The 24,593-nt window shown below is 60.3% G+C and carries 18 protein-coding genes and 1 riboswitch; of the genes, 11 read left to right on the top strand and 7 right to left on the bottom strand.

Annotation, left to right across the window (positions count from 1 at the left end):
- Positions 1–668: 668 nt before the first annotated feature.
- Together xseA and sodB are read left to right on the top strand one after the other, a co-directional pair.
- A complete protein-coding gene (gene xseA / locus ACN9MU_RS10680) occupies positions 669–2,012 on the top strand; it encodes an exodeoxyribonuclease VII large subunit (protein WP_426344555.1) in 1,344 nt (447 codons plus the stop codon).
- 67 nt (positions 2,013–2,079) lie between these two features.
- Positions 2,080–2,658 (top strand): superoxide dismutase [Fe], encoded by a 579-nt coding sequence (gene sodB, locus ACN9MU_RS10675; RefSeq protein ID WP_426170471.1) that lies wholly within the window; start codon positions 2,080–2,082, stop codon positions 2,656–2,658.
- A 211-nt stretch (positions 2,659–2,869) separates the two neighbouring features.
- On the opposite strand, the gene ACN9MU_RS10670 is transcribed toward sodB, so the two are convergent.
- Positions 2,870–3,895 carry a zinc-dependent alcohol dehydrogenase family protein gene (locus ACN9MU_RS10670; RefSeq protein WP_426170469.1) on the bottom strand — a complete coding sequence of 342 codons (1,026 nt, stop codon included), beginning with the start codon at positions 3,893–3,895 and terminating at the stop codon, positions 2,870–2,872.
- 106 nt (positions 3,896–4,001) lie between these two features.
- On the opposite strand from ACN9MU_RS10670, the gene ACN9MU_RS10665 reads away from it, so the two are divergent.
- On the top strand, positions 4,002–4,976 hold the full coding sequence (locus ACN9MU_RS10665; RefSeq protein WP_426337285.1) for a LysR family transcriptional regulator: 975 nt from the start codon (positions 4,002–4,004) through the stop codon (positions 4,974–4,976).
- 69 nt (positions 4,977–5,045) lie between these two features.
- Here the strand turns inward: ACN9MU_RS10665 and ACN9MU_RS10660 are convergent, their stop codons facing one another.
- Together ACN9MU_RS10660 and ACN9MU_RS10655 are read right to left on the bottom strand one after the other, a co-directional pair.
- On the bottom strand, positions 5,046–7,919 hold the full coding sequence (locus ACN9MU_RS10660; RefSeq protein ID WP_426337284.1) for a TonB-dependent receptor: 2,874 nt from the start codon (positions 7,917–7,919) through the stop codon (positions 5,046–5,048).
- 193 nt (positions 7,920–8,112) lie between these two features.
- Positions 8,113–8,427, bottom strand: coding sequence for a hypothetical protein (locus ACN9MU_RS10655; RefSeq protein WP_426322250.1), 315 nt, complete (start codon positions 8,425–8,427; stop codon positions 8,113–8,115).
- Between the two features lie 297 nt (positions 8,428–8,724).
- On the opposite strand from ACN9MU_RS10655, the gene ACN9MU_RS10650 reads away from it, so the two are divergent.
- A complete protein-coding gene (locus ACN9MU_RS10650) occupies positions 8,725–9,222 on the top strand; it encodes a transcriptional regulator, SarA/Rot family (protein WP_130314940.1) in 498 nt (165 codons plus the stop codon).
- Between the two features lie 30 nt (positions 9,223–9,252).
- On the opposite strand, the gene ACN9MU_RS10645 is transcribed toward ACN9MU_RS10650, so the two are convergent.
- The 3 genes from ACN9MU_RS10645 to ACN9MU_RS10635 form a co-directional block, all read right to left on the bottom strand.
- Positions 9,253–9,564: a hypothetical protein gene (locus ACN9MU_RS10645; protein WP_426170463.1), complete on the bottom strand. Its 312-nt coding sequence runs from the start codon at positions 9,562–9,564 to the stop codon at positions 9,253–9,255.
- Positions 9,565–9,567: 3 nt separating this feature from the next.
- Positions 9,568–10,224 (bottom strand): thiol:disulfide interchange protein DsbA/DsbL, encoded by a 657-nt coding sequence (locus tag ACN9MU_RS10640; RefSeq protein WP_426170461.1) that lies wholly within the window; start codon positions 10,222–10,224, stop codon positions 9,568–9,570.
- A 116-nt stretch (positions 10,225–10,340) separates the two neighbouring features.
- Complete coding sequence (locus ACN9MU_RS10635; RefSeq protein WP_426344554.1) at positions 10,341–12,284, bottom strand: TonB-dependent receptor; 1,944 nt, start codon at positions 12,282–12,284, stop codon at positions 10,341–10,343.
- A 72-nt stretch (positions 12,285–12,356) separates the two neighbouring features.
- A riboswitch (cobalamin riboswitch) is annotated at positions 12,357–12,552 on the bottom strand.
- Positions 12,553–12,636: 84 nt separating this feature from the next.
- Between ACN9MU_RS10635 and ACN9MU_RS10630 the strand changes: the two genes are divergently transcribed.
- Genes ACN9MU_RS10630 through ACN9MU_RS10620 form a run of 3 tightly spaced genes read left to right on the top strand, consistent with a single transcriptional unit; the run spans position 12,637 to position 16,491 of the window.
- Positions 12,637–14,826, top strand: a complete 2,190-nt coding sequence (locus tag ACN9MU_RS10630) for a M1 family metallopeptidase (RefSeq protein ID WP_426344553.1) — start codon at positions 12,637–12,639, stop codon at positions 14,824–14,826.
- Positions 14,823–15,683 carry a hypothetical protein gene (locus tag ACN9MU_RS10625; protein ID WP_426344552.1) on the top strand — a complete coding sequence of 287 codons (861 nt, stop codon included), beginning with the start codon at positions 14,823–14,825 and terminating at the stop codon, positions 15,681–15,683. Before ACN9MU_RS10630 ends, ACN9MU_RS10625 begins: the two co-directional genes overlap by 4 nt.
- A gap of 19 nt (positions 15,684–15,702) precedes the next feature.
- Positions 15,703–16,491, top strand: coding sequence for a DODA-type extradiol aromatic ring-opening family dioxygenase (locus ACN9MU_RS10620; RefSeq protein WP_426322241.1), 789 nt, complete (start codon positions 15,703–15,705; stop codon positions 16,489–16,491).
- A gap of 124 nt (positions 16,492–16,615) precedes the next feature.
- On the opposite strand, the gene ylqF is transcribed toward ACN9MU_RS10620, so the two are convergent.
- Positions 16,616–17,563 carry a ribosome biogenesis GTPase YlqF gene (gene ylqF / locus ACN9MU_RS10615; protein ID WP_426322239.1) on the bottom strand — a complete coding sequence of 316 codons (948 nt, stop codon included), beginning with the start codon at positions 17,561–17,563 and terminating at the stop codon, positions 16,616–16,618.
- Positions 17,564–17,746: 183 nt separating this feature from the next.
- Here ylqF and ACN9MU_RS10610 point away from each other — a divergent pair, with 183 nt between their 5' ends.
- From ACN9MU_RS10610 to ACN9MU_RS10595, 4 genes are all read left to right on the top strand, one after another.
- A complete protein-coding gene (locus ACN9MU_RS10610; protein WP_426170451.1) occupies positions 17,747–20,476 on the top strand; it encodes a type VI secretion system Vgr family protein in 2,730 nt (909 codons plus the stop codon).
- 35 nt (positions 20,477–20,511) lie between these two features.
- Positions 20,512–22,551 (top strand): phospholipase D-like domain-containing protein, encoded by a 2,040-nt coding sequence (locus ACN9MU_RS10605; protein ID WP_426344551.1) that lies wholly within the window; start codon positions 20,512–20,514, stop codon positions 22,549–22,551.
- 83 nt (positions 22,552–22,634) lie between these two features.
- Positions 22,635–24,137: a tetratricopeptide repeat protein gene (locus ACN9MU_RS10600; protein WP_426322233.1), complete on the top strand. Its 1,503-nt coding sequence runs from the start codon at positions 22,635–22,637 to the stop codon at positions 24,135–24,137.
- A 175-nt stretch (positions 24,138–24,312) separates the two neighbouring features.
- Positions 24,313–24,591 carry a PAAR domain-containing protein gene (locus ACN9MU_RS10595; protein WP_426344550.1) on the top strand — a complete coding sequence of 93 codons (279 nt, stop codon included), beginning with the start codon at positions 24,313–24,315 and terminating at the stop codon, positions 24,589–24,591.
- The last annotated feature ends 2 nt before the right edge of the window (positions 24,592–24,593 follow it).

Below are 24,593 nucleotides of genomic sequence, written 5' to 3'. Positions count from 1 at the left end.
GGCTTTTATATGCTAAGCCTTTGAAAGGAAAGCGAATTATTCTCAAGCACAAAAAATGCGCATTGGCACTTTTCCTGCTTTTCCCCATCTGTGCACTTCTTCACATATTCTGTTGATAAGATTGTTAGCAAGGCTATGCTCGAGCGGTAAAGTACTTGATCTATAAGGGTTTTCTTGCCGTGCGTAAAAATCTCGCACGCTGATTTCCCGATGCATTCCAGACACATTTTCAGCGAAATACACAAATTCTGTGGACAAAAGTGTGAGCAAGGCCACAGGAGGTAGCGCAAGTCTTTGATATGGAAAGACAATCACTTCGAGCTGAAAATTTAGGCAGCGTTTTTCCCCACAGCTTCTGTGGATAAAATTGTTAGCAAGGGACAGACTGGAGTGCCAAGTCGTTGATTTCTAAAATGAAAGTTACCCTGCAAACATTTTCATCACGCAAGGCTTCGGGCGGAGAAGTTCCTCACACATTCTGTGGATATCTTTGTGCGTAACAGCCACGCGCTATCGCAAAGTCCTTGATCTATAAGGAAATTCAACAATTGCCCGCTTATGTGGCATTGGCGTTTACCCTTAATAATCATGTGTTTACAAAAAATACTTGCGATATGAAGTGATATATGACATAAGCATGACCGCTTTCAAAAAGTGTGGACAGGTCCATGATCAATAGCCCCGAACCCAACCAGGTCATTTCAGTCAGCGCCCTCAACCAGGCAGTCGCGCGCCTGCTGGAGCGCTCATTCCCCTTGCAGTGGATATCTGGGGAAATCTCGAATTTCACGCGCGCCAGTTCGGGCCATTGGTATTTCACCCTGAAAGATGATGCCGCCCAGGTGCGCGCCGTCATGTTCCGCGGCCGCGCCCAGTACGCCGGCTTCGTGCCGCGCGAAGGCGACAAGGTCGAGGTGCGGGCCCTGGTCACCCTGTACGGGCCACGCGGCGACTACCAGATCAATGTAGAAGCAATCCGTCGGGCCGGCGTCGGCTCCCTGTTCGAAGCCTTTCAGCGCCTCAAGGAGCGCCTGGCGGCGGCGGGCCTGTTCGACACCGAGCGCAAACGCGCCCTGCCCCTGTTCCCGCGCACCATCGGCATCGTCACCAGCCCCCAGGCAGCCGCCCTGCGCGACGTGCTGATTGCGTTGCACCGCCGGGCGCCGCATGTCAACGTAGTGCTCTACCCTGCCCTGGTGCAGGGCCAGCAAGCGGGCGCCCAGATTGCGGCCGCCATCGAAACTGCCTCGCGCCGTGCCGAATGCGACGTGCTGCTGGTGGTGCGTGGTGGGGGCAGCATGGAAGACCTGTGGTGCTTCAATGAAGAAGTGGTCGCTTACGCCGTCGCCAATTGCAATGTCCCTGTAGTGTCCGGAGTTGGCCACGAAACCGACTTCACCATCTGCGACTTCGCCGCCGACGTGCGTGCCGCCACGCCAACCGCCGCAGCCGAACTGGCAGCAACGCCGCGTGCCGACTGGCTCGGTTCATTGCGCGCCGACGCCACCGACCTGCGCCGCGCCATGCGCCGCGCCCTCAGCGACGCCACGCAGACGCTGGACAACCTGCAGCGCCGCCTGCTCAGCCCGACGGCCCGCATCGCCCAGCAGCGCATGCAGTTGCAAAGCCTGTCCACCGCCATGATGCACGCCACGCGCAACCCGCTGCAGCAGGCCCGCTTCACGGTCGACCGGCTGGCCGGCCGCCTGGCCGCGCGCAAGCCCGACGCGAGCAAGGCACGTGCCGCAATGGAAGCCTTGCAGCATCGCGCCGGCGCCAGCATGCGTGCGCAACTGCTGCAGCGGCGCGATGCCCTGAATGCGCTGTCGGCGCAACTGGAATTACTGAATCCCCAGCGCACGCTGGAACGCGGCTACGCCATCGTCACCGATGCCGCCGGCGCCGTACTGCGCGACCCGGCGCATATCCAACCGGGGCAGCCGCTGGGCGTCCGCCTGGCCGAAGGCAGCGCCCAAATCGGCGTGGCCAACGTGCAACCGACGCTTACCTAGCGTTCGTATTAGAATAGTGGCCGTTTCGGCAAAAATAACTTTTCGTCTCAATCAAAAGGAAACATTCATGGAACATACCCTGCCACCACTGCCGTATGCGATGGACGCACTGCAGCCGCACATCTCCAAGGAAACCCTGGAATTCCACTACGGTAAGCATCACCAGGCATATGTCACCAACCTGAACAACCTGATCAAGGGCACCGAGTTCGAAAACCTGTCCCTGGAAGAGATCGTGAAGAAGTCTTCCGGCGGCGTGTTCAACAACGCAGCCCAGGTTTGGAACCACACCTTCTACTGGAACTGCATGGCTCCCAACGCCGGCGGCGCACCAGCTGGTGCCCTGGCTGACGCCATCAACGCCAAGTTCGGCTCCTTCGACAACTTCAAGGCAGAATTCACCAAGTCCTGCGTGGGCAACTTCGGTTCCGGCTGGACCTGGCTGGTGAAGAAGGCTGACGGCTCGGTCGAGATCGTCAACACCTCCAACGCCGCCACTCCGCTGACCGGCGCCGACAAGCCGCTGCTGACCTGCGACGTATGGGAACACGCCTACTACGTCGACTACCGCAACGCACGTCCTAAGTACGTTGAAACCTTCTGGAACCTGGTGAACTGGAACTTCGTGGCCCAGAACTTTGCTTGATCGCGGTTGTTCGCCCATCGAAAGCCCGCTACGAGCGGGCTTTTTTTCGACCAAATTCGGGGTCAAATTCGGGGTCAGGTCTGTCATTCGGACAGCTAGCGCTCTCATTTGATATTTCTCAATACGCTAATTCCACGGAATTTGCGTATTGAGATTTGTCAAACAAACTGCACGCGTGTCCAAATGACAGACCTGACCCCGAATTGAAGGATCAATAGCGCGGCTTGACGCTGATCACGACCTTGCCGAAGTGGTTGCCGGATGCGAGGTGCTGGTAGGCTTCGCGCGCCTCGTGGATGTCGAACACGCGGTCCACCACCGGCTTGATGTTGCGCTGGGAGACCAGCCGCGACAAGTCTTCCTGCATCTTGCGGCTGCCGACGTAAATGCCGCTCATGCTCTTGCCGCCAATGACAATGCCAAGCAGTTGAACGCTGGTTTCGAAGCCGCCCCCCAGGCCGCCAATCACTGCCACCTTGCCGCCCATGCCGGCCGAGGCAATCGAGCGCGCCAGCGTATCCTGGCCACCCACTTCCAGCACCAGGTCGACGCCTTCGCCGTTGGTGGCGCGCAGCACTTCGTCCTGCCATTCAGGCGTCTTGCGGTAGTTGATCAACACGTCGGCGCCCAAGGCGCGTGCCCGTTCCAGCTTGGTGTCGCTGGACGAGGTGACGATCGTGCGCACGCCTGCCGCCTTGGCCAGTTGCAGCGCCCACACCGACACGCCGCCGGTGCCCAGCAACAGCACGGTGTCGCCGGCTTTCACGCCGCCTTCCACGAACAACGCATTCCAGGCTGTGACGCCGGCGCAGGTCAGGGTCGCCGCTTCCTCATAACTCAGGTGCGCCGGCACGGCAACCAGGCCGCCTTCCTTGATCACCAGTTCTTCCGACAGCACGCCATTGCTGCCCGCCCCCAGCGTCACCGCCGTCTTGCCCGGCGTGACCTTGCCTTCTTCCCACTCAGGGAAAAACGCGGTCGCTACGCGGTCGCCGACGCGGAATCGTTCAACGCCCGGGCCTACCTCGACCACTTCACCGGCCGCGTCGGAACCCGGCACCACTGCACCTTCGCCGCTGGTCGGGTAAGTGCCCTGCGCCACCATCAGGTCGCGATAGTTCAGCGAAACCGCGCGCACCTTTACGCGAACCTCGTGGTATTGCAGTTCACGTTTCGGCAGCTTGACGGCTTCCAGGCTGTCGATACCGCCGCCGGGGGTGATTTGGTATGCATGCATTTGGATCTCCTTACAAGTTGTGGTTAAGTGAGAAGAACTATATAGTTTCCACGTTATCCACAGTGGTGGAGTTTCATCGACAGATTGTCGCCCAAAAGGAATCAATATGAATGAACGCCTGAATGGCATCAACGTCTTCGTGCAGGCCGTGGAGGCAGGCAGTTTTTCGGCGGCGGCCACGCGGCTGCACCAGACCCGCTCCGCCGTGGCCAAGGCCATCGCGCGGCTGGAAGAACGGCTGGGCGTGCGCCTGTTCCATCGCACCACGCGCAGCCAGGCCCTGACCGAAGCGGGCCAGTCCTATTACGAGCGCTGCGTGCGCGCTCTTGCCGAACTGGATGCGGGCGAAGCCTGCATCGGTACCGGCCGCAGCGAGCCGACCGGCCGCTTGCGCATCAGCGTGCCGGTGCTGTTCGGCCGGCAGTTCGTGGCGCCGCTGATGATGGACCTGGCCCAGCGCTACCCGCAACTGACCATCGATATCTCGTTCAGCGACCGGGTGGTGGACTTGCTGGATGAAGGCTTCGATCTCGGCCTGCGCGTCGGTCCGCTGCCGAACAGTACCAGCCTGGCTGCGCGCCCCCTGGGCCAGCAGCGCATGCTGATCTGCGCCGCGCCCTCCTATCTGCAGGCGCACGGCGAACCGCAGGACATCCAGGAAGTCTGCGAGCGCGATGGCATCCTGTACTCGCGCGGACGCGTGGTGAAAGAATGGACGGTCGCCATGCCGGACGGCCGCACGCACGACTTGCTGCCGCGGCAGCGCATGCTGGTGGATGACTTGCAGGTGATTGCCGACGCGGCAGCGCGCGGCATGGGTCTGGCATGGCTGCCCTGCTGGCTGGTGGCCCCGTACGTGAAACGGGGCGAACTGAAGGTGCTGTTCGATTGCGGAGAAATGGAAGCCTCGCGCATGCACCTGGTGTGGCCCCATACTCCCTACATGCCCGCCAAGCTGCGGGTCGCAATCGACACGCTGCTTGAGGTTACGCCGATCTACCTCGCGAGCGCGGAGGAGAACCCTGCGGTCCCGCTGGCGGCAGATCACCTGCACCAGCGCCGGGACCGGCCGAGTGCATGAAAAAGGGCGTTGCCGGTGTGAACCGAGCAACGCCCTGCGTGGCTAGGGGGTCTTCTTGACCGTCTAGCCTTACATCCTCCAACGCAACGCTGCCGAAACCGAACGTCCGATCTGCACCGTGCCGAAATTGGTCAACTGCGCGTTACCCGCATTGCCGAAGTGGTAGTACTGCTGCTGCATTTCGTTCGTCAAGTTGACGCCACTGATATCGAACGACATGTTGTCGTTGATCTTGTACGAGATCTGCATGTCCACGCTCTTTTCCGGATGACGCCAGATACCAATCGGATTGGCAAACAAGGCGGCTTCATTGCGGTCCAGGAAGCCGGAGCGCCAGACATAGGACAAGCGCGCGCTGACCGGGCCCTTTTCGTACGCCAGGGTGGCGTTGTAGGAGCTCTTGGACACGCCGAAGAACGGCGTTTCGAGTTGCGAGACGATGACGCCGGCATCATTGGCGTCAGGCACGTTTTGCGACGAGGTCAGTCGCGTATAGCTGCCCTGGACGCCCAGGCCGTCCAGCAGGCTCGGCAGCCCCTTCGGGAAGTAAATGAAGCCGAGCTCGGCGCCCTTGATCGTGCCGTTGGAGGCGTTGACCGGCGAGTTGATGACGTAGTCATAGCCGTTCGTATGGTCGCCGCCCGCGGTCGAGTTGCGGAATGGGTCGTTCGCCGGATCGACGTGAACCTTGTGGCGCAAGTCTACGGTCAAGCCGTCGATCTTGCGTTTGAACAGCGTGCCGTAGAGTGCGCTGTCCTTCTGGAAATACCACTCGGCCGTCAGGTCGAAGTTCTTGGAATGCGTCGGTTTCAGGTCCGGATTGCCGCCGCTGCCCGAGCCATAACCCACCTTCGAAACATCGTCGTTGAGCTGCAGGATAGGGTTGAGGTCACTGAACTTCGGGCGGCGCAGGGTTTCACCATAGTTGAAGCGCGTCACCACGTCCTTGGATGCGTCATAAATCAGGGTCATGCTAGGCAGGACCTTGCTAGTCGACTTGCTGGCAGTAGACGACGAGACCGCCTTGGTGGTGGGATCAACCTTATAGAAGGTCATGTCGGTATCGACCTTGACGTAGCGCACGCCGAAATTGCCGCGCAGGCGACGGCCGAACAATTCGTTCTGGGTATTCCCCATCAGGAAGAGGTTGTTCGTCTTTTCATCGACCTCGAACGTCTTCTGCAGGCTCAGTTTGTCTGTCGTCAGGAAGTTGGCATCGACCGAGTTATAGAGCTTGCGCCAGTCGTCGATGTGGTCGCGGATGTAATAAGCATTCGGCTCCACCCATGAGCGCGGAACGTCCGAAATGTCCGTGCCGAAGTTCGAGTTGGTGGAGGAATACGCCGGGCCCAGCGAGGCGAGCGTGCGGCCCAGATTGCCCGATTGCGTCCGGTTGGCCTCCGACGCCTTGCGGTCGTCGAAGCGCACGCCGAACTGGATCGTCTCCAGCGCACCCCAGTTGGCATCGTAGACGCCCGACAGGTTGGCCGTCGCGGCGCTGCCCTTGTTGCGGTTGGCGTTATCGTAGAACTGCGCAACATTCCACTTGGCCGGGTCGGCCAGGTCGGCATCGTTGTTGAAATGGAAGGCGGTATTGTTGCCGCCGTCATTGAAGTTGACGTTGATCGACGGTGCAACGCGATCAATCCGGGTGGCCGTGAATTCCGAGTGATAGGTGCTGGATTGGTACGACAGGTCGCCTTCCAGCCTCAGGCGATCGCCAAGGTCCCACTTGCCGTTCAGGGCATATATGCGAGAATCGGTTGCCGATGTGGTGTAGTCGCCGCTGTTGAAGCCATAGACGTTATTGACTTGACGGCTCTTGATAACGTTGGTTCCCGGGTACGTCGTAATGGTCCCCGCAGGATTGCTGCCGAGATCCCCCCACCAGTCAACAAAGCTGAACAGCAAGCGGTTGAAGGACTTGTCACGATAACCGTTGTACATCGATTCGAAGGTGTAGACCGAATCGGCGTTCGGTTTCCACTGCAAGGCGATATTGGCGGCCGGACGCTTTCGCTCCCCGTGGGTGTCGCTCTGGAAAACGGCGTCACGCGCGAGGTAGTAAGGATAAGCTTTGCCGTTGAAATCCAGCGTTGAACCCTCGGCCATCGGCAAGCCGGCATGGGTGCCTGGCGTCCAGATCTTATTATCGAAGATGCGCTGCAACGGGATGTAACCTGGGGGAACTTCGCCGGCATTGGGGCTGGTGAACGGCACCATGGCGCCCGGGGTCACGCTTTCATTGCGGTAATTCGTCTTGTTGACCGACAGATTGACCAGGGCGCCGATTTCGCCGACGCCGGTTTGCCAGCGGTTGCTTAACATGCCGCTGAGCTGCGGGTTCGCCTTTTTCGCGGGATCGAGATAGGTTTCACGCACCGACAGCGAAGCTTTTGGCCCCTTGAAATCGAACGGCCGCAGCGACTTGACGTCAACCTGGCCTGCAATGCCGGTGTCCAACTGGCTGGCGTCGCGCGTCTTGTAGACGTCGATCTGGCGCACCAGGGTCGAAGGAATGTCCTGGAGCGCGACCTGGGTGCCCGACGCGGTAAAGATGTTGCGGCCGTTCCAGGTGGTTTGCACGTCCGGCAGGCCACGGATGGACAAGGTGCCGACTTCGCCGCCGGAACGGTTGGTGACCTGAATCCCTGTCACGCGCTGCAGCGCTTCAACGACATTATTATCGGGCAGCTTGCCGATGTCTTCGGCAACGACCGATTCCAGGACCTGGTCGCTGGTGCGCTTGATCGCCAGGCTCTTGATCATCGATGCCTTGACGCCGGTGACGATCACGGTCGCGTTGTCAGTCGCTTCCTTCTTCTCGGCGACGACGTCAGGATTGGCCTGGGCGGCTTCCTGCGCCCAGACCGATGCGCTGCTCAGCAGGCCAGTGGCCAGCATGCAGGCGACGGTGGTTTTCAAATTTAACTGGTGTTGCATTTGCGGTCTCCCTGAGTTGGTTTTTGTTAAAACCGAATGTAGGGGATCAAGCGGGATGCAATCCAATTAAATCTTTTCCGACTTTAATACCAGTTTTGATATCGAGGAGCGGCGCGGCCCAGAGGAGAAAGCGCGTTCGTGCCTCTTCCGGCCCGCCCTGCCGGGGTGGGTTGTAGTCTTGTAGCAACAGCCTTTAGCTGCCGCGCTCGACGTCGTCGTGTTCCTGGCGTTTGGCGTCGGGCAGCGATTCGACATGGTCGACATCGATATCGCCGCCATCCGGGGCCGGCGTATCGCGTCCGACACTGGCGCGTTCGCCGGTGCCCTGGGCATCGGAATCACTGTCGAGTTCAGTGTCGCCGGGCCCTGGCGGGCGCGCGCCTTGCAGGTCGCTGCCGGAATCGGACGAATCGCTGGGGCCAAGGGCCCCGGTGCCATGGCCCTTGCTGACTTCGCGGTCAGGCTGGGCTGGCATATTGTCCGGGTCGAGGGTACTGGTTCCTGACATGGTGTCCTCCTGTTTCCAATAATCTAACGAAAACAGGGGCCAAGCGGCGCAGTGTTGGAAGTTGCCAACACTATGTTACATGGGCAATAAAGCTGAAACATCTTCGGCCGTATCCGGCTTGCACCAAATTTCCCCTTTAAGTATAAGGTTTTCCCAATATGTAACTTTCAAAAAAGACGCAACCCGAGCGTCACCGAAGCTTTCGTTTGGGGTTTGATACAGATCAAAAAGGCATTTACCTTAGGTCAACACTAGTACAATTCAGGCTTGAACAAATTGCACAGGAGTGCCTGCAGAATGAGTAGTTTTGACGCAACCAATAAGCGCCTGAAAAATATTCATACTCGCATCCCGGAATTCCCGGAAGACCTGGTACGCCTGCTGCGCATGACCTATCACGTCCAGAAACGCATGAAGGACCTGGCGAATTCGGTGTTGCGCAAGTATGACCTGGTCGATGCCAGCTACATGGTGCTGGCGGTGCTGTATGGGTCGGAGAATGAAACTTCGACGGCGTCCAACCTGGGCGAAGCCTGCATGGAAAAGCCGGCCAACCTGACCAGGGTCTGCAACGACCTGGAAGCGCAAGGCCTGATCACCCGCGGCAACCGCCCGGGCGACCGCCGCTGCGTGATGATTACCCTCACCGATGCCGGCCGCAACCTGATCGAGCAGGTGATGCCGGAAGTATGGTCGCGCACCACCCGCGCTTACGACGGCTACAACGGCGACGATATCCGCGTGCAGGAACAGCTCTTCAAGCGCCAACTCGCCAACCTCGACGTCACAGCCTGATTAAAAAAATGGGGTACGTCCCCATTTTTTTTATTTCTGGGGCTTGGTGTGCTTCATTGCGTAGACCAGGTGCTGCCACCAGTGCTCGCGTGACTGCACGCTCAGCATGCACTGGCGGTCGATCTCTTCCTTGAAGACGCGGTCGCGGCATTGCATATTGGCCAGCGCATTGCGCTGGTTTTCGGCATTCACCACGGCCACCACGAGCCAGAACACCAGCCCGGACAACAGGACCACCAGCGTCCAGGCAAAATGGTTGACCCAGGTGCGCTGCACCAGGCCGGCCTCATCAGGGGCCGACTCCCGGAACGCACGCATCACGCCTTCTTCACGTTGATCCATGTCTTACTTCTTGGTCGCTGCAGCCTTGGCTACCAGGTAGTCCGCAACTGCCAGGGCGGCTGCCTGGGACTGGTCTTCCGGCTGGCCTGGACGACCGGCCATTGATGGGGAAGTCACGTAACGGCCATCGATCACCAGGGTTGGCGCACTGTCCACCTTGTACTGGGCGATGATGGTCTCCATGCGCTTCATTTTAGACTCGACGCTGAAGGATTTGTAGACGCTTTCGTACTTGGCCTTGTCGACGCCGGCGCTTACCACCACGGCGGTCACGTCGTCCTCGCGCATCAGGCGCTTGTGCTCTTTGTGGATGGCGTCAAACAGCTTCTGGCTGGCTGGTTCCAGCGTGCCCATGGTTTCCAGGGTGACGTAGGCGCGTGCCAGCACGTCTTTTTCACCGCGGGCAAAGTGGATGCGGCGGAAGTGGATCTTGTCGGCGTTCTGCTTGACCCAGGCCGACATGCGCGGTTCGAGCGCATTGCAGTGCGGGCAAGTGAACATGAAGAACTCGACCACCTCGACCTTTTTACCCTGGGCTTCGGTGCGCACCGGGGTGTCGAGAACCGTATAGTCAACGCCTTGTTTCGGCTCGGCGGCATAGGCGCCGGCAGCGGTGAACATCAGGGCGGCAGAAGCAAGCAGCAGTCGCAGCAAACGCATGGTCATCCTTACAGGTAAATGGTAAACGCCGCGAGATTACCATTTTTTGCGCGCCGTGATCAGCCCCGTGGGCCAAAAAGGCGCCAACGGGGCATTTTTAAGCCTGTTTTAAGCGCTTAAAAGTCGTAGCGTGCCGATACTTTCAGTTGACGGCCACTGTTCGGGTAGATGCCTGCGCGGCAGCTGAAGGCTTGGCTGAAATGCTCCTTGTCGAACATGTTCAGCGCGGTCACAGCCAGTTCCCATTGGCCGAACTTGCGCGCGTAGCGGCCATCGACCACGGTGTACGCCGGCATGCGGGCGTCGCAGCTGTTGTCGAAATCGCTGCCGTAGCGCTGTTTGCCGACGCGCTGCACGCCGATGTCGGCGCTCTGGCCGTCGGACGGCAGCCAGGCCAGGCGCACGGTCAGGATGTTCTTCGGCACCAGCGCCAGTTCGCGGCCGGCGTTCGGACCGGAGCGGAACTCGGCATCCACCTGCTGGAAGTGGCCCTGCACCTGCCATTCCGGCGCGAAGCGGTAGCTGCCATCGAGCTCGAAGCCCTTGCGCTGGGTTGGCGCCAGGTTGGTGTTGGCGCCGAACATGCCTGCGGTCGGGTCGTAATAGATCTCGTTGTCCAGGTTGTGGCGGAAAATGCGCGCGTCAAGCTTGGCGGCGCCCTGCGCATAACCAAGGCCGATTTCAGCATCGTGCGAAGTCTGGGTTTCCAGCGGCTTGTTGGCCTGCGGAGTGAAGCCGTTCTCGTCGGAGTTGGCGACGCGGTAGCTCTGGCCAATCTTGGCCCACGCTGTCAGGCCCGGCGCGGCAAGCATGCTGCCCTGCACTTCCCAGGCGTTGTTGGCTTGCTTCACGCTGTAGGTGGCGGTGGTGAATGGCACTGGATCGATCGAATCCTTGTCGAACAGTTCGCGGCGCACGCCGGCGGCCAGGCGGAATTGCTGCGGGCCGGAGAACTTCATTTCGTCGCGCAGGTAGAAAGCCTTGCTGCGCTGGCTGGCGTCGGCGGCGGAGAAGGACGCGGTGGTGACGCGGTTCCAGCGGCCGAAGTCAAAGCCGGCGACCAGTTCATTCAGCATGCCGTCGAACTGGCCAAGGTGGCGCACGCGCGGCGAGAACTGGGTCTGCTTCGTGTCGTAGGCGGAGCTGGAAACGCCCCATGGACTGAAGTAAGTGGCTTCCGCTTCCTTCTTGCGATGCGACAGCTCCGCAGCCAGGTCGAAGGCGCCTACCTTGTGCTCCCAGGCGGCGGTATATCGGTCGCTATCGAGCTTGCCGAAATCGTTCGGGGTCAGGGTCTGGCGCGGATTGGCGTTGAATTGCGCTTCCGTCAGGCTGCCGGCGAAGCGCTGGTCCTGTCGCGCGATGTCGGCACGCAGCGAGAAGCTGCCCACGCCGGTGCTGAATTTCACGCCGCCGTCAAGGCGCGACTGCTTGAATTCATTGTTGTCGCGGTAGTTGTCGGAGCGCTGGTGGCCGGCCGACGCGTCGAAGGCAAAGCCGTCGAAGCCCTGTGCCACGCTGGCGCGCACCTCGCCGCTGTCAAACTGGCCCAGCTCAGTGAACATATTGCCGCTGCGCTCGCCGGCTTGCGGGCGCTTGGTGGTGATCTGGATCACGCCGCCGGTGGCGCCTTCGCCATACAGCACGCTGGCGCCGCCGCGCATGATGTCGATGCGCTCCACCATGTCGATCGGAATGGTGGACAGGGTTGCGCTGGACAGCTCGTTTTCGTTCAGGCGCACGCCATCCAGCACAATCACCACGTTCTGGTCGCTGTTGGTGCCGAAGCCGCGCAGGTCGAGGCCGAAGTCGGGGCTGCCGGTCAGGCTCTGGCGGCCGTACACGCCGCCGATCTTGCGGATCGCCTGGTTGACGTCGGACACGCCGGCGCGGCGGATGTCGGCCGCGGTGATGGTGGTGGCGCCGATCGGCAGCAGCGACGGATCGCTGGCGAAGCGGGAACCGGAAACGACAACGGTGTTCGATTGGGCTTGGGCCGCTGCGGCAAAGCACAGGGCAACCGCTGCGGCAACGGCGCAGCGCGAAGTGATGAAGGTCATGGCAAATCAGTAGAAAGAGTATCCGCCTGCGTCCCCGCAGCCGGAATCCACAGAAGACGAACCCTGCGCGGGCGCGCTTCCACCTCCCTGGCCGGTATCCGGGCTGGCAAGACTGACCGGGCCACCTTCCTGCAGCAGCAGTGGCTAATTGGCGCGGCCTGCCGTCTCAATGACGGCGCTTGCGTACCGTTGCGGGGGCAGCACATTGCGTTTCCCGTTTAACTGCCTCCATGAACAGGAGGCGGGCACCAAGGCGCCGCCATTATACGCCGGTTAAAGTTGGCATAAAAGTTTGGCAATCGGCCGCCACCCGGGCTATATTTTGGTGTTGCAAAAAACCTAATGGAGTCTTATGCGCATCACTCACCTTTTGGCCGCGGCCGCCCTGTTGGGCGGGGTCGCGGTCCAGGCCAGCCTGTGGGCCGGTGGCGCGACGTCCGCCACCGTGCCGGAAGCCGGTAGCGGCATCGCACTGGCGCCAGCCAAGGCGGCCGCCGTCATGCAGCCCAGCGCTCCCGGCGCCTGGGGCGGCATCCGCACCGGCCAGGAGGCCACGTTGTCCGACCGCGTGGTGGACTACCAGATCGAAGCCAGCCTGGACCCGGTCAAGCACACCATCGACGGCAAGCAGCGCCTGACCTGGCGCAACCGCAGCGCCGAACCGGTGCGCAGCGTCTACCTGCACCTGTACCTGAATGCCTTCCAGAACGGCTACAGCACCTTCCACACCGAGGAGCGCAAAACCGGCAGCGGCATTCGCAACAGCGCCCTGAGCAAAGATGGAGAATGGGGCTACACGGAATTGCGCAGCGTGCAGCAAGGCGGCGCCAAGGTGCCGTGGACTTTCGTGCATCCCGACGGCGGCCCGGCGGCCGACCAGACCGTGGTGCGCCTTGACCTGCCGCAGGCTGTCGCAGCGGGCGCCAGCACCACGCTCGATATCGCCTTTTTCGACCAGCTTCCGCGCGTGATGGCGCGCAGCGGCTACTTCGACAGCTTCCACCTGGTGGCGCAATGGTTCCCCAAGATCGCCGTGCTGGAACTGCCGGGCGAACGGGGCGCCACCGCGGTGCGCTGGAACGCGCATGAATACCACGCGGAATCCGAGTATTACGCGGACTTTGGCAGCTATGACGTCAAGCTCACCGTCCCCAGGGAATATACCGTGGGAGCCACCGGCGAACTGCAGGGCGCCCCGCAGGAAAAGGACGGCAAGCTGACCCACCATTTCGTGCAGGGCGACGTGCACGATTTCGCGTGGACCGCCGACAAGCGCACTGCGGCACCGCTGACCGGCACCTGGACCGGGCCCGGCAGCCCGCAAGTGAAGATCACCGTGCTTTATCCGCCGGAATTCGCATCCAACGCGGCGCCTGCCTTGCAGGCCACCAAGGATTCGCTGGACTACTTCTCGAAGACCCTCGGCCCCTATCCGTACAAAACCGTGACTGTGGTCATTCCTCCGCATAACGCCAGCGAAGCGGGCGGCATGGAGTACCCCACCTTCTTCACTGTCGACAACTTTGCCGGCCTGAAGCCGGGCACGTTCGCATCGGCGGCGCTGGATTTCGTCACCATTCACGAATTCGGCCATGGCTACTTCTACGGCATCCTCGCCAGCAACGAGTTCGAAGAGCCGATGCTGGACGAAGGCCTGAACGAGTACTGGAACCAGCGCATGCTGCGCGATACGGGCCGCAAGGCCTACCTCACGACGCCGTTCCTGCGCGCGATCGGATTTGCGCCCACCATCAAGGGCTTCGAGTTCGAACGCCAGGGCACGCCGCGTGACGAGCCCTCCGATCCGCTGGGCCAGAATGCCTATACCCGCCTGCAAGGCATTGGCCCGGTGTATTCGCGCACCACCCTGGTCATGCACGACCTGGAAGCGCAGCTGGGCAAGGAAACCATGGAGCGCGCCTTCAAGGAGTATTACCGCCGCTGGAAATTCCGCCACCCAAGCGTGGCTGATTTCCGTGAGACGCTGGCAGAAGTCAGCGGCCAGCGCCAGCTGGTGGAAACCGTCTTCGCGCAGCAGGTCTACGCCACCACTCGCGTGGATGACCGCATTTCCTCCTTCAGCAGCGAAGAGGTGCTGCCACTGCCGGGCCGGCAAATGAAGGGCGGCAAGCTTGCCGACTTGAGCGAAGAGCAGGTCGACCAGCACGTCGAACAACTGCGCGATGCATGGGAAAAGGCCAACCCGGAAGCCAAGCCGGGCACTGGCCCGTTCCCCTACCTGACACGGGTCACCGTGCGCCGGCGCGGCGCCGATGTCTCGCAAACACTGGTGGTCACCTTCGCCGATGGCAGCAAGGAGACCGTGTTCTGGGGCGGCGAACAGCGCTGGCATACCTACGAGTGGACCAAGCCCGTGAAAGCGGTATCCGCCCAGCTCGACCCTGAGGGCAAACACCTGCTCGACGTCAGCAAGCTCGATGACAGCCGCACCCTGAAGAAGGACGGCAGCGCCTCGCGCCGCTGGACCTTCGACCTGGCCGCCATCATCCAGACCCTGCTCTCTTTCATCGCCACTGTATGAAGCTGACAACCAACCTCAAACATGCCGCCCGCGCCGCCCTGCAATGGCGCCTGATGCTGATCTGGCTGATCGCCATGCTGCTGCCGACAGCCCTGCTGGCCCTGCCCATCTGGAATAGCCTGGCGCCGCTGCTGGACAACTCGGTGCACGCCCCCGAACTGGCGCGCGCGCTCGACGGCCTCGCTTTCACCGACATATCCGCCGAACTGCGGCGCAACGCCGTTTCGCTGCAAGCCGGCGGCATCGCTGCCTTGGTCCTGACCCTGCTTCTGTCGCCGTTCCTGACCGGCGCCATCGTCACTGCCGGCCGTGCGCAGCAAACCGCCACCCTGCGCGAACTGTGCGCAGGCGGGGTCGCCGAATACCCGCGCATGTTCCGCATGCTGCTGTGGGCGATCGTGCCGCTGGGCGTGGCGTTTGCACTGGGCGGTGCGCTGGCGGAAGCTGCCGAGAACTATGCCGGCAAGGCAGTACTGGAAGCCGATGCGGCACGCTGGCAGCTGGCAGCCACGGTCGTCACAGCCCTGCTGGTGGCGCTGGCCAACCTGACGCTCGATGCCGGGCGCGCCCAATTGGCGATCGACCGCCGCCGCACGTCTGCCGTCAAGGCCTGGTGGTGGGGCGTCAAGCTTCTCTTGCGCCGGCCCGCGGCCATGCTGGGCGCCTACACGGCGCTGACTGCGGGCGGCCTGCTGCTGGCGGCCGTGCTGGCAGTGGCACGGCTGAATGTGGCCGGCAGCAATGCCGCGCTATTGGTAGCTGCGTTCGTGCTGGCACAGCTGATCGCCCTGGCGATGGCGTGGATGCGCGCCGCCCGCCTGTTTGCGCTGATGTCGCTGTCTGCAACGAATCGCTGACCAGAGTATATTGGTGGGCATGACTACCTTGCCCACCTTCTTCCTGTCCCACGGCGGCGGCCCATGGCCCTGGATGCGTGACCAGTTCGGCAACGCTTACGACCAACTCGATGCATCGCTGCGCGACTTGCCGCGCCAGGCCGGCGGCAAGCCGAAGGCCTTGCTGGTCGTCACCGCCCATTGGGAGGGACGCGACTTCCTCGTTTCATCGTCGGCCAGGCCGCCGATGATCTACGACTACGGCGGCTTTCCGCCGCATACCTACCAGATCCAGTACCCCGCCCCCGGCTCGCCGGAACTGGCCGAACGCGTGGCAGGACTGCTTGCCGGGCGGGCGCGCCTCGATCCGGAGCGCGGTTTCGACCATGGCACGTTCAGCGCCATGTATCCCGCTTTTCCTGAAGCCGATGTGCCGATCGTGCAGCTTTCGCTGCGCCACGGCCTGGACCCGGCGGAGCACCTGGAGATTGGCCGCTTGCTGCGTCCTTTGCGCGACGAGGGTATTTTGGTCGTCGGCAGCGGCCTGAGTTTCCACAACCTGCGCGCATTCAACGCCGCTGGCGCAGAGGCTTCACGCCTGTTCGATGCGTGGTTGCGCGAGACCATGGCGGCAGCACCGGGTGAACGCACGGCGCGCTTGCTGGAATGGGAACGGGCGCCTGCCGCGCGCATGGCGCATCCGCGCGAAGAGCATTTGCTGCCTTTGATGGTGGTGGTGGGTGCGGCCGAGGATGCAGCCGCCGAAGTGGTGTATCACGAAGACCGTTTCATGGGGGCGCTGGCGGTGTCCAGCTTTAAGCTCGGCTAAAACCGGTAAACCAGGGTCAGACCCAAGGGTCTGACCCGGTCAAATCAGCTGCTGCTGGAGACTTTCCAGTTTGCAGGTGAGCAGGCGGGTCTGACCCTGTGGGTCTGACCCGGGTTTACCGGTTTCAGGTCCCGCGCTTGCCCTTCATGCGCTCTGCTTCCTTCTCTGCGGCCTTGCGCTCCGCCTCTTCCGCCTTGATGCGCTCGGCCTCCGCGTGGACTGCCAGCGCTTCGGCACGGGTGGCCGGCGTTTCCAGCGAAATGCGACCCAGTGCGCCGCTGCGGTAATCCTGCAGCAGCATATGCGACGCCTTCTCGAAATCCCAGTCGCCGCCCTTCAAGCGGTAGCTGCGCAATTGCGCCACGCGTTCGATCAGCGCCACGCCATCCATCGCCGACACGTCGGCCTTGTAGCGCGCCTTGAGCAATTCCGGATAGCGCTTCAACAGTTCTTCCGCCAGCCAAACCGCCACTTCTTCCTCGATCAGCGCGTTGGCGCCGATCGCGTGCGAGGCCGCCAGCGCCATGCCGTCGGACGGCATCTCGATCTTCGGCCACAGCAGGCCCGGCGTATCGATCAGCACCGTTTCCATATCCAGGTAGATCTTCTGCTGCTGCTTGGTGACGGCCGGCTCGTCGCCCACCTTCGCCACGCGGCGCTTGAGCAGCGCGTTCATCAGGGTCGACTTGCCGACGTTGGGAATTCCCATGATCATCATGCGCAATGGCTTGGTCGGCTCATTGCGGTGCGGCGCCAGCTTGCGCGCCTTGGCGATCACCTTGGCTACGTCGGACGGCTTCTTGGTCGTCATCGCGTAGGCAGTGACGGTCTTGTCCTGCTCGAAATGGCGAATCCAGGCCGCGGTGGCATCGGGATCGGCCAGGTCGATCTTGTTCAGGATCTTCAGGCAAGGGCGCGAGCGGAATTTGCGCAGCTCTTCCACAAGAGGATTGCAGCTGGCCGCAGGCAGGCGCGCGTCAACCACTTCGATGACGACGTCGACGTCGGCCATCTGTTCCGCCGCCTTTTTCTTGGCGGCGTTCATATGCCCGGGGAACCATTGGATAGACATGCTCTTGCCCTAAAAATCGAATAAACAATCCGCTATTTTACATGGCGCCACAGCCTTTTACCCACATACACTTGGGCTCACACGATTGCCCGCTGCCCATCCCGAAGATTTTTGATAATGTGGTAAAGTTTGTAACTATTGTCAATTTGCAACACCAATCCTTCGTGGTTGGGCCGAAAATGCATGAGTAAGTTCATCCAGAGTTTCAGGGAACTCATTAGTACCCCTCAACACAACCGTATTTTGCGCCTGGCTTTCCCGCATAAAGACGGCCCTGCCGCGCAACTGCTGGTAAACCGCCTCGACGCGGACGAGGGCCTGTCGCGGGACTTCGAATTTACTGTCGAACTCCTCTCAGGCAGCGCCACCCTGGAACTCAAACAACTTCAAGGAAAGCTCCTTTGCATCGAATTGGTCAGGGGCGATGGCACTCTGCGCTATTTCACAGGTTACTGCTTTGCATTCCGCCTGAAGCGGACCGACGGAGCGGTGGCATTTTACGAGGCTCAGCTCGGTCCCTGGCTGAAATACCTGAGCCTGCGTAAGAATAGTTACCTCTTCCACAACAAGAACCTGCACGGCCAGACAGAAACCATCCTGGGCAGCTACGGTGCCCTCCCCGACTGGGACTGGCGCGTCGCCGGAATGGATCCGCAAATGACAGACGCCTGCCAGTTTGCCGAAAGCGACCACAATTACCTCAGCCGCCGATGGGAGGCTGCTGGCCTGCTTTACTGGTATGAGCACAGCAGCACCGGGCATAAGCTGATCCTGACGGACGACTCCACGGCTGCCGCCCCCATCGACGGCAGCGGCAGTGCCCCCTTCCAGCGCCACGGCGGCGCCACCGAAGAAGACGGCATAGGCGAATGGTCGCCCACACGCCAGGTTATGCCGGGCAGCGTCCGCTTGTCCCAGTACGATTTCAAGAACCCTTTGCAAAGCCCGCAAATGCAAAGCACTGCTCCCACCTTGAACAAGCAAGGCTCGGTGCTGGATATCGAATCTTACGAATACACCGGCGCTTACGGGTTCAAAGACCAGGACGGCGATGGTCTGGCAACCTTGCGCATGCAAGAGATGGAAGCGCTTGGCAAGCACTTTGACGGTGCTGGTAACAACCGCTTCATGATGCCTGGTCGCGCCTTCCATTTGACCGGCCATTTCGATGACACTGCGGATTTCGGCAACGCCACCTCGAACCAGAACGAGTTCCTGGTTCTTCAGGTTCGCCACATAGCCACCAATAATTACTTGCAAGAGCCTGAGTACGCCGTCGAGTATGCAAATAGCCTGAGCTGCATCCGCAAGATGATTCCATGGCGGCCAGGACGCAGCTTCAACAGCATCGACACCAAAATCTTTGCGCCACAGACAGCGACGGTGGTCGGGCCAAACGGAAACGACAGCATCCACGTCGACGAATTTGGACGGGTCCGCGTGCAATTCCATTGGGACCGGATTGGCCAGCACGACGACCGCAGCTCGGCCTGGATCAGGGTCGTCAATCCATGGGCAGGCAGCCAACTGGGCAGCCCCGCAACGCCAAGGGTCGGCAGCGAAGTCGTCGTGCAGTGGCTGGATGGTTCACCTGACCGCCCCATCATCATGGGAGCCGTCAGCAACCAGGACAATATGCCGGCGTGGAAGCTGCCCGAACAACAAGCGCTGACCGGCATGCGCAGCCGCGAGCTGGCACCGGGCGGCGGCAATCAGGCCGGCGGACGCAGCAACCATCTGATCCTCGATGACACCAACCAGAACATCCAGGCCCAGCTCAAGAGCGATCACCAGCACAGCCAACTCAGCCTCGGCAAGATCACCCGCATCGAAGACAATGCCGGACGCAAAGATACGCGTGGCGAAGGGTTTGAACTCGCCACCGGTGCTTGGGGCGTGATCCGGGCCGGTCTCGGCATGTTGGTTTCGACCGAAGCGCGCGAGCGCGCGCGCGGCACTGTGAAGGACATGGGTGAATCCGCCCGGCGACTGGACGTGGCGAGCGAAAACCATGCCGCGCTGGCTGACCTGGCGCAGCAGGCTGGTGCCCAGGAAGCACAGCAACAAGCCATCGTGGCGGCTGGCATCCAGCAGCAAAACGACGCCATCCGGGGTGGCAGTGGCCCCTTCCCGGAACTGAGCAAGCCCTTGCTGGTGCTGGCCAGCCCCGCTGGCATCGCAACAACAACCGCCCAGTCCACGCACATCGCCAGCGACCAGGATACCGCCTTGACGACCGGCAAAAACTTGTCGCTCGCCAGCGGCGGCAGCCTGTTCGCCAGCGTCAAACAGACTTTCCGCCTCTTCGTCGAGAACTTGGGCATGAAACTGCTAGCCTACAGCGGCGATATCGACATTCAGGCACTGAAGCACAACATCCACATGCTCGCCAAACTCGATATCAGCATGACTGCCAATCGCATCACCATCAGTGCCAAGGAAGAACTGAAAATCATCGGCGGGGGTAGCTACAGCATCTATAAAGCCGGTGGCATTGAGCATGGTACCAATGGGGACTTCGTCGCCCACGCCGCAAAACATAGCCTCGTGGGGCCGCAAAACGCGACACCGCCAACCTTGGTTGACAAGGACCTCAAGCCCACACCAGAGCAATTGCACTACACCATTCGATCGCGCGCCGGCGGGCGGCCTTTCGCCAACGTCCCCTACGAGCTGTACAAGGGCGACGCCAAGGTCGAGGATGGCCTCAGCGACGAGTTCGGCCGCATCGTCATCGATCACGAGCCAGGAACGCCGCAATATAAAGTCAAACTGCCGACCGGCGAAGAGTTCGTGGTGGCCGTCAGAGAGCAATTGGCCCAGGCGGGCGACGCCGCCCATGCGGAACAAACGCTTTCCAATCGCGGTTCACGCGCCCTCGACGGCGAAGCGCAAAGCCGCACCTATGTTTAAACCGGCACCATCTGACAGAGTAATTCAAGCAATTCATGACCGATCCGATCAAACGAACTGAAACCTCGCACATTTGCGAAACAAACCGCACCGCCAATGGTTCAGTGCAATGGTTTGCCGAAAATCGCAACAAAAAAGGCGCGGCAAGCCATCCGATCACGCACAACAATCAACTTAAGTTGTTCATCTGCGGCCAGGAAGGGTTCGCCGACATCGCAGCAGAAATCGCAGCCGCCCAACAGAGCATCGACCTGGTGTGCTGGGGCTTCGACCCCGGCATGGAACTGGTGCGCACGGGGAAAACCTGGCCACGAGGACCTACCTACGGCGACCTGCTAATCGCGGCGGCCAAACGTGGCGTCACAGTTCGTCTGCTAATTTGGCACGACACCATTGGAAGTTGGCTGCAAAAAAACATGCCGGGCTATTCACACGATAATGATCCCTGGACCGATGACCGGGTCGACAGGGAACACTTTAGCGCTGCAAATAGCCTGGCGCGGCGCCAGGCTGCGCAGAAGGACCCCGGCTTCTTCAGCAGACTCAAGCAGGAGAACATTCACTCCGATGCTCGCACCGAATATTGCTGCAGCTGGTACAAGGCGGCGATGCATGGCTTGCTGGGCCTGATTAAAGTTCGGGTCCGTACAGGAGATGCGAGTGCCATCAACTCCGCCCTTGGCATGGAAAGGCTGAAACCCGGCAGGCTGCGCGATGGCGAAGTCGAACGTGCGCTCCTGGTGCACGGCGGCACCCACCACCAGAAACCGATCCTGATCGATTACGCCCACAATGAGGGGGCGAAAGCCGTCGGATACGTTATGGGCCTCAACTCCGTCACCGACTACTGGTGTACCACGGCACACTTGCTGGAAGACTCTCGCCGCGAATGTGGGGGCGAGAAAGAAGCCGAGGAGGCCGTGCAACTTAGCGCTGCCGACGGCACTGCAATAGTTAATCCTGACCAAGGCTTTGCCACGCTAAAGCCCTACCAGGACTACGCATGCCGAGTTGAAGGCGCTGCCTTGCACTGCCTGTACAAGAATTTTGTCACTGCTTGGGATCGCGCCGTCGACGACCGAACGCGCGCAGCGGAACGCGCCTGCACGAGCTGGCAAGATGGCTGCAGTGCCCCGCCCGCCCGCTTGGCGCGCCCGGCAAGGCCCGACGATTCTACCGTCCAGATCGTACGCACCCAACCCGAAGAAAATGATGACATGACGATCAAAGAGGTCTATTTCCAGGCCACCGATATCGCCGCCCTCGGCGGTGGCTATTTGTATATGGAGAACCAGTACTTCCAATATGAAGACTGGTCGCGCCGCCTGCTCGAAAAGCGCAAAAGCGTGGTCGCCGCCTGGAACCGTGCCCGCGCAAAAGCCGGCAAAAGCATGGAAGAAATGCCCCACATGCATGTATTCATCGTCATCCCGGCCCCCGAGCGCGCGCAGATGGTTCCCCGCACCTACGACACCCTTGCCGTACTCGGTCAACAAGATGGCATGACCGGTCAAGGCAAGCTGATCAAAGACGCCAATGAAAACCCAAAACGCCACATCGTAGTCACCCGAGCCGGCGCCCGCGACTTAGGCCCGGCCCCGCCGCCTGAAGTGGTGCAGTACGCGAATACCATCAGCAAGCCTAGTCTGAAAATGTTGGAAGATCAATTCGGCCTAAGGGTGAGCACTGCCATGTTACAAACAAGCGGCGTCGACAAAGGTCATTGGCGCTATCGCGAAATCTACATCCATTCAAAGCTGCTGTTAGTTGACGACAGTTTCTTCACGTTGGGCAGCGCCAACTTAAACCAGCGCAGCATGGCGGTCGACAGCGAGATCAATATCGCGAGCGACGATCCGCGACATGCGACGGAATTGAGGCAGCGCATATTTAAGATGCATAGCGGTGACGTAGTATCAGGAGGGAACGGCACGGCGGAAGAGATTACTTCAGCATTTAAGAAATGGGCCGATTTGATGAAGACAAACAAAATACAGAAGTCAAAGAGGCAAGGCATGACCGGCTTCCTGCTTCCTTTCAGTGACAATCGCAGTTCAACAATTCGTTTTAGTTAGTCATGCTACTACTACAGAACTTTCAACGATTAAGGGCGCTTGCTGCGCTCGCATTCTTATGTTTCACGTTATTCGCTTGCAAAATGACACATGACAGCCGCCCGCGAAGTCAAGAACTTCCACTTTTTAACCCTCACCGCCCAGATTTCACTTGCACGGTCGAGGCTGATAAGTTGCCCCCAATTGATGCGCAAGCCGATGCGTGGTTGAAAAAAGCCATTGAACTCGAAGACCCGTCCATCTACGTAGACGACCGTGATTACAAACAAATCGTTGCGCTGACGAGGCAGGCCGCCGAGCGACATCACTGGAAAGCGATGCTTAATCTGGCCAGCCTTTACCTAGAAAAACGTGATCCCCAATACGGCGCGCAAGATGCAATCAAGCTAGTCGAAGACGCGATGCAGCTCGGAGTACCTGCTGCCTTTGATCGCATGGGTGTTTATTACATGAATGGCACAGGAGTCGACAGTGACGCCACCAAAGCGTATTCATTTTTCCAGCGCGCAGCTGAAATGGGTAACCCACAATCGATGACTTTCCTTGGCGAGAAATTGACGGCAACTTGGGACAGTCCGGCGGATGGATTTTGGGCAAATATCCCTATTGGAAGAAAAATGCTCGAATGCGCCTTTGGACAAGGTTTCGGTCCAGCGGCATACTACTTGGCGTCCGAATACCGCGAAATCGCCCGCAATCCAACTCGAGAGAACAACGAACGTGCGTTGAAGGTTTTACACGAGGGGGTCAAATTGGGTTGTGCAGACTGTGCTAACAAATTGCAGATCGAATTCGGCGAGCCATTTGATCCAGCCAAGATGCTGCCACCACAAATTGACAAGAGTCGCGCGCAACGCTATGGAATTCTTGGTGATGCTTTGAGCTTTAACCCCAACCGTCGGTTCCCCAACCTCGACAAAATTTTGCCACTGCCTCCAGCTAAACTTCCTCCTTGGGACGGCAAGAAAGAATCCTTGCTGAAAGCTGCGATGGGTGTGAATCCACCACCAGTTGCACCACCACCAAGCGCAGCGGCCCAACTCAAAGGCCGACACTTCGTGGCTGCCGAATTCACGCTGCGCAAGTCTGAAGTCAAGGCCCCAGCAGTGCTGGCGCCCGCTCCGGCCTACTGGCAACCTACCGCGCCAGGTCAGGATGCCACGATCCAGGCAGCGCTGGCAGCTATCCCGCCAGGCCTGTACTTGCAGGACGAGCCCTTCGAACGCTTCTATCAGCCAAATGGTGGCGGGCGTTTGATCAGCGACGTGGTATGGGAACGTTGGGACACCATCCGCCACGACCACTCTTCGGTCGCACCACGCGCGGCAAGCGGACTTACGCGTACCGCCCCGCTTCCTCTTGCCCAATCAGCCGCAGCCAAGGATCTTTGTCCTGCCACCGGCACTTGGCAACCGTGGGTGCACCCAGATCACGCTTTGAGTTGCATCGTCAATCAGTCTTGGCGACAGGCATGGCTCACAGCAGGCCAGCCTTTCCCGCAAGCGGACAAAGACTGGCTACTAGACCTGCCAGCAACGGATTTGACGTGGCACCTAATGGATGCTGCCGATGCGCAGGTCAGCTAAATTGACCCACATTGAAATCATCTTGTCGCACCGAATGCATAGCTACCCTCCGGCGGCCTACGCTCATCTGACAAAATATCTCTCCCAATGCCGCTGAACAAGCTATGCAGCGATCACGTCACGTCCCGAGCAATGCGGTCCGGGAAAAGCGTTCTGTTTTCCTCGAAAGGGAAGTATGTCTTTAGTAATCATCACTGTGGGCGACAAAACCAGCCATGACGGCAAAGTCATTAGTGGTTCGCCTGATCACGACATCGCCGGCAAGGCCATTGCACGGCTAGGCGACGAAGTCGATTGTCCGGACCACTACCCGGGCGGCAAGCCACACGGGATCAACAAGATCATCACCGCCCACGAGTCACTGACAGTCGGCGGAATTCCCGTAGCGGTAGAAGGTTGCGAAACTGAGTGCGGATGCAAGCTGATTGGCAGCTCCAACGCTTCGGTCGGCTGATA

Origin of the sequence: Pseudoduganella sp. R-32 (assembly GCF_049913245.1) — a bacterium.
Taxonomy (GTDB): domain Bacteria; phylum Pseudomonadota; class Gammaproteobacteria; order Burkholderiales; family Burkholderiaceae_D; genus Rugamonas.
This window is presented reverse-complemented; position numbering and strand designations above follow the sequence as displayed.

Coding starts and splice junctions, on each gene's coding strand:
- xseA (WP_426344555.1), top strand. CDS start 669: ATGATCAATAGCCCCGAACCCAACCAGGTCATTTCAGTCAGCGCCCTC.
- sodB (WP_426170471.1), top strand. CDS start 2,080: ATGGAACATACCCTGCCACCACTGCCGTATGCGATGGACGCACTGCAG.
- ACN9MU_RS10670 (WP_426170469.1), bottom strand. CDS start 3,895: ATGCATGCATACCAAATCACCCCCGGCGGCGGTATCGACAGCCTGGAA.
- ACN9MU_RS10665 (WP_426337285.1), top strand. CDS start 4,002: ATGAATGAACGCCTGAATGGCATCAACGTCTTCGTGCAGGCCGTGGAG.
- ACN9MU_RS10660 (WP_426337284.1), bottom strand. CDS start 7,919: ATGCAACACCAGTTAAATTTGAAAACCACCGTCGCCTGCATGCTGGCC.
- ACN9MU_RS10655 (WP_426322250.1), bottom strand. CDS start 8,427: ATGTCAGGAACCAGTACCCTCGACCCGGACAATATGCCAGCCCAGCCT.
- ACN9MU_RS10650 (WP_130314940.1), top strand. CDS start 8,725: ATGAGTAGTTTTGACGCAACCAATAAGCGCCTGAAAAATATTCATACT.
- ACN9MU_RS10645 (WP_426170463.1), bottom strand. CDS start 9,564: ATGGATCAACGTGAAGAAGGCGTGATGCGTGCGTTCCGGGAGTCGGCC.
- ACN9MU_RS10640 (WP_426170461.1), bottom strand. CDS start 10,224: ATGCGTTTGCTGCGACTGCTGCTTGCTTCTGCCGCCCTGATGTTCACC.
- ACN9MU_RS10635 (WP_426344554.1), bottom strand. CDS start 12,284: ATGACCTTCATCACTTCGCGCTGCGCCGTTGCCGCAGCGGTTGCCCTG.
- ACN9MU_RS10630 (WP_426344553.1), top strand. CDS start 12,637: ATGCGCATCACTCACCTTTTGGCCGCGGCCGCCCTGTTGGGCGGGGTC.
- ACN9MU_RS10625 (WP_426344552.1), top strand. CDS start 14,823: ATGAAGCTGACAACCAACCTCAAACATGCCGCCCGCGCCGCCCTGCAA.
- ACN9MU_RS10620 (WP_426322241.1), top strand. CDS start 15,703: ATGACTACCTTGCCCACCTTCTTCCTGTCCCACGGCGGCGGCCCATGG.
- ylqF (WP_426322239.1), bottom strand. CDS start 17,563: ATGTCTATCCAATGGTTCCCCGGGCATATGAACGCCGCCAAGAAAAAG.
- ACN9MU_RS10610 (WP_426170451.1), top strand. CDS start 17,747: ATGAGTAAGTTCATCCAGAGTTTCAGGGAACTCATTAGTACCCCTCAA.
- ACN9MU_RS10605 (WP_426344551.1), top strand. CDS start 20,512: ATGACCGATCCGATCAAACGAACTGAAACCTCGCACATTTGCGAAACA.
- ACN9MU_RS10600 (WP_426322233.1), top strand. CDS start 22,635: ATGACACATGACAGCCGCCCGCGAAGTCAAGAACTTCCACTTTTTAAC.
- ACN9MU_RS10595 (WP_426344550.1), top strand. CDS start 24,313: ATGTCTTTAGTAATCATCACTGTGGGCGACAAAACCAGCCATGACGGC.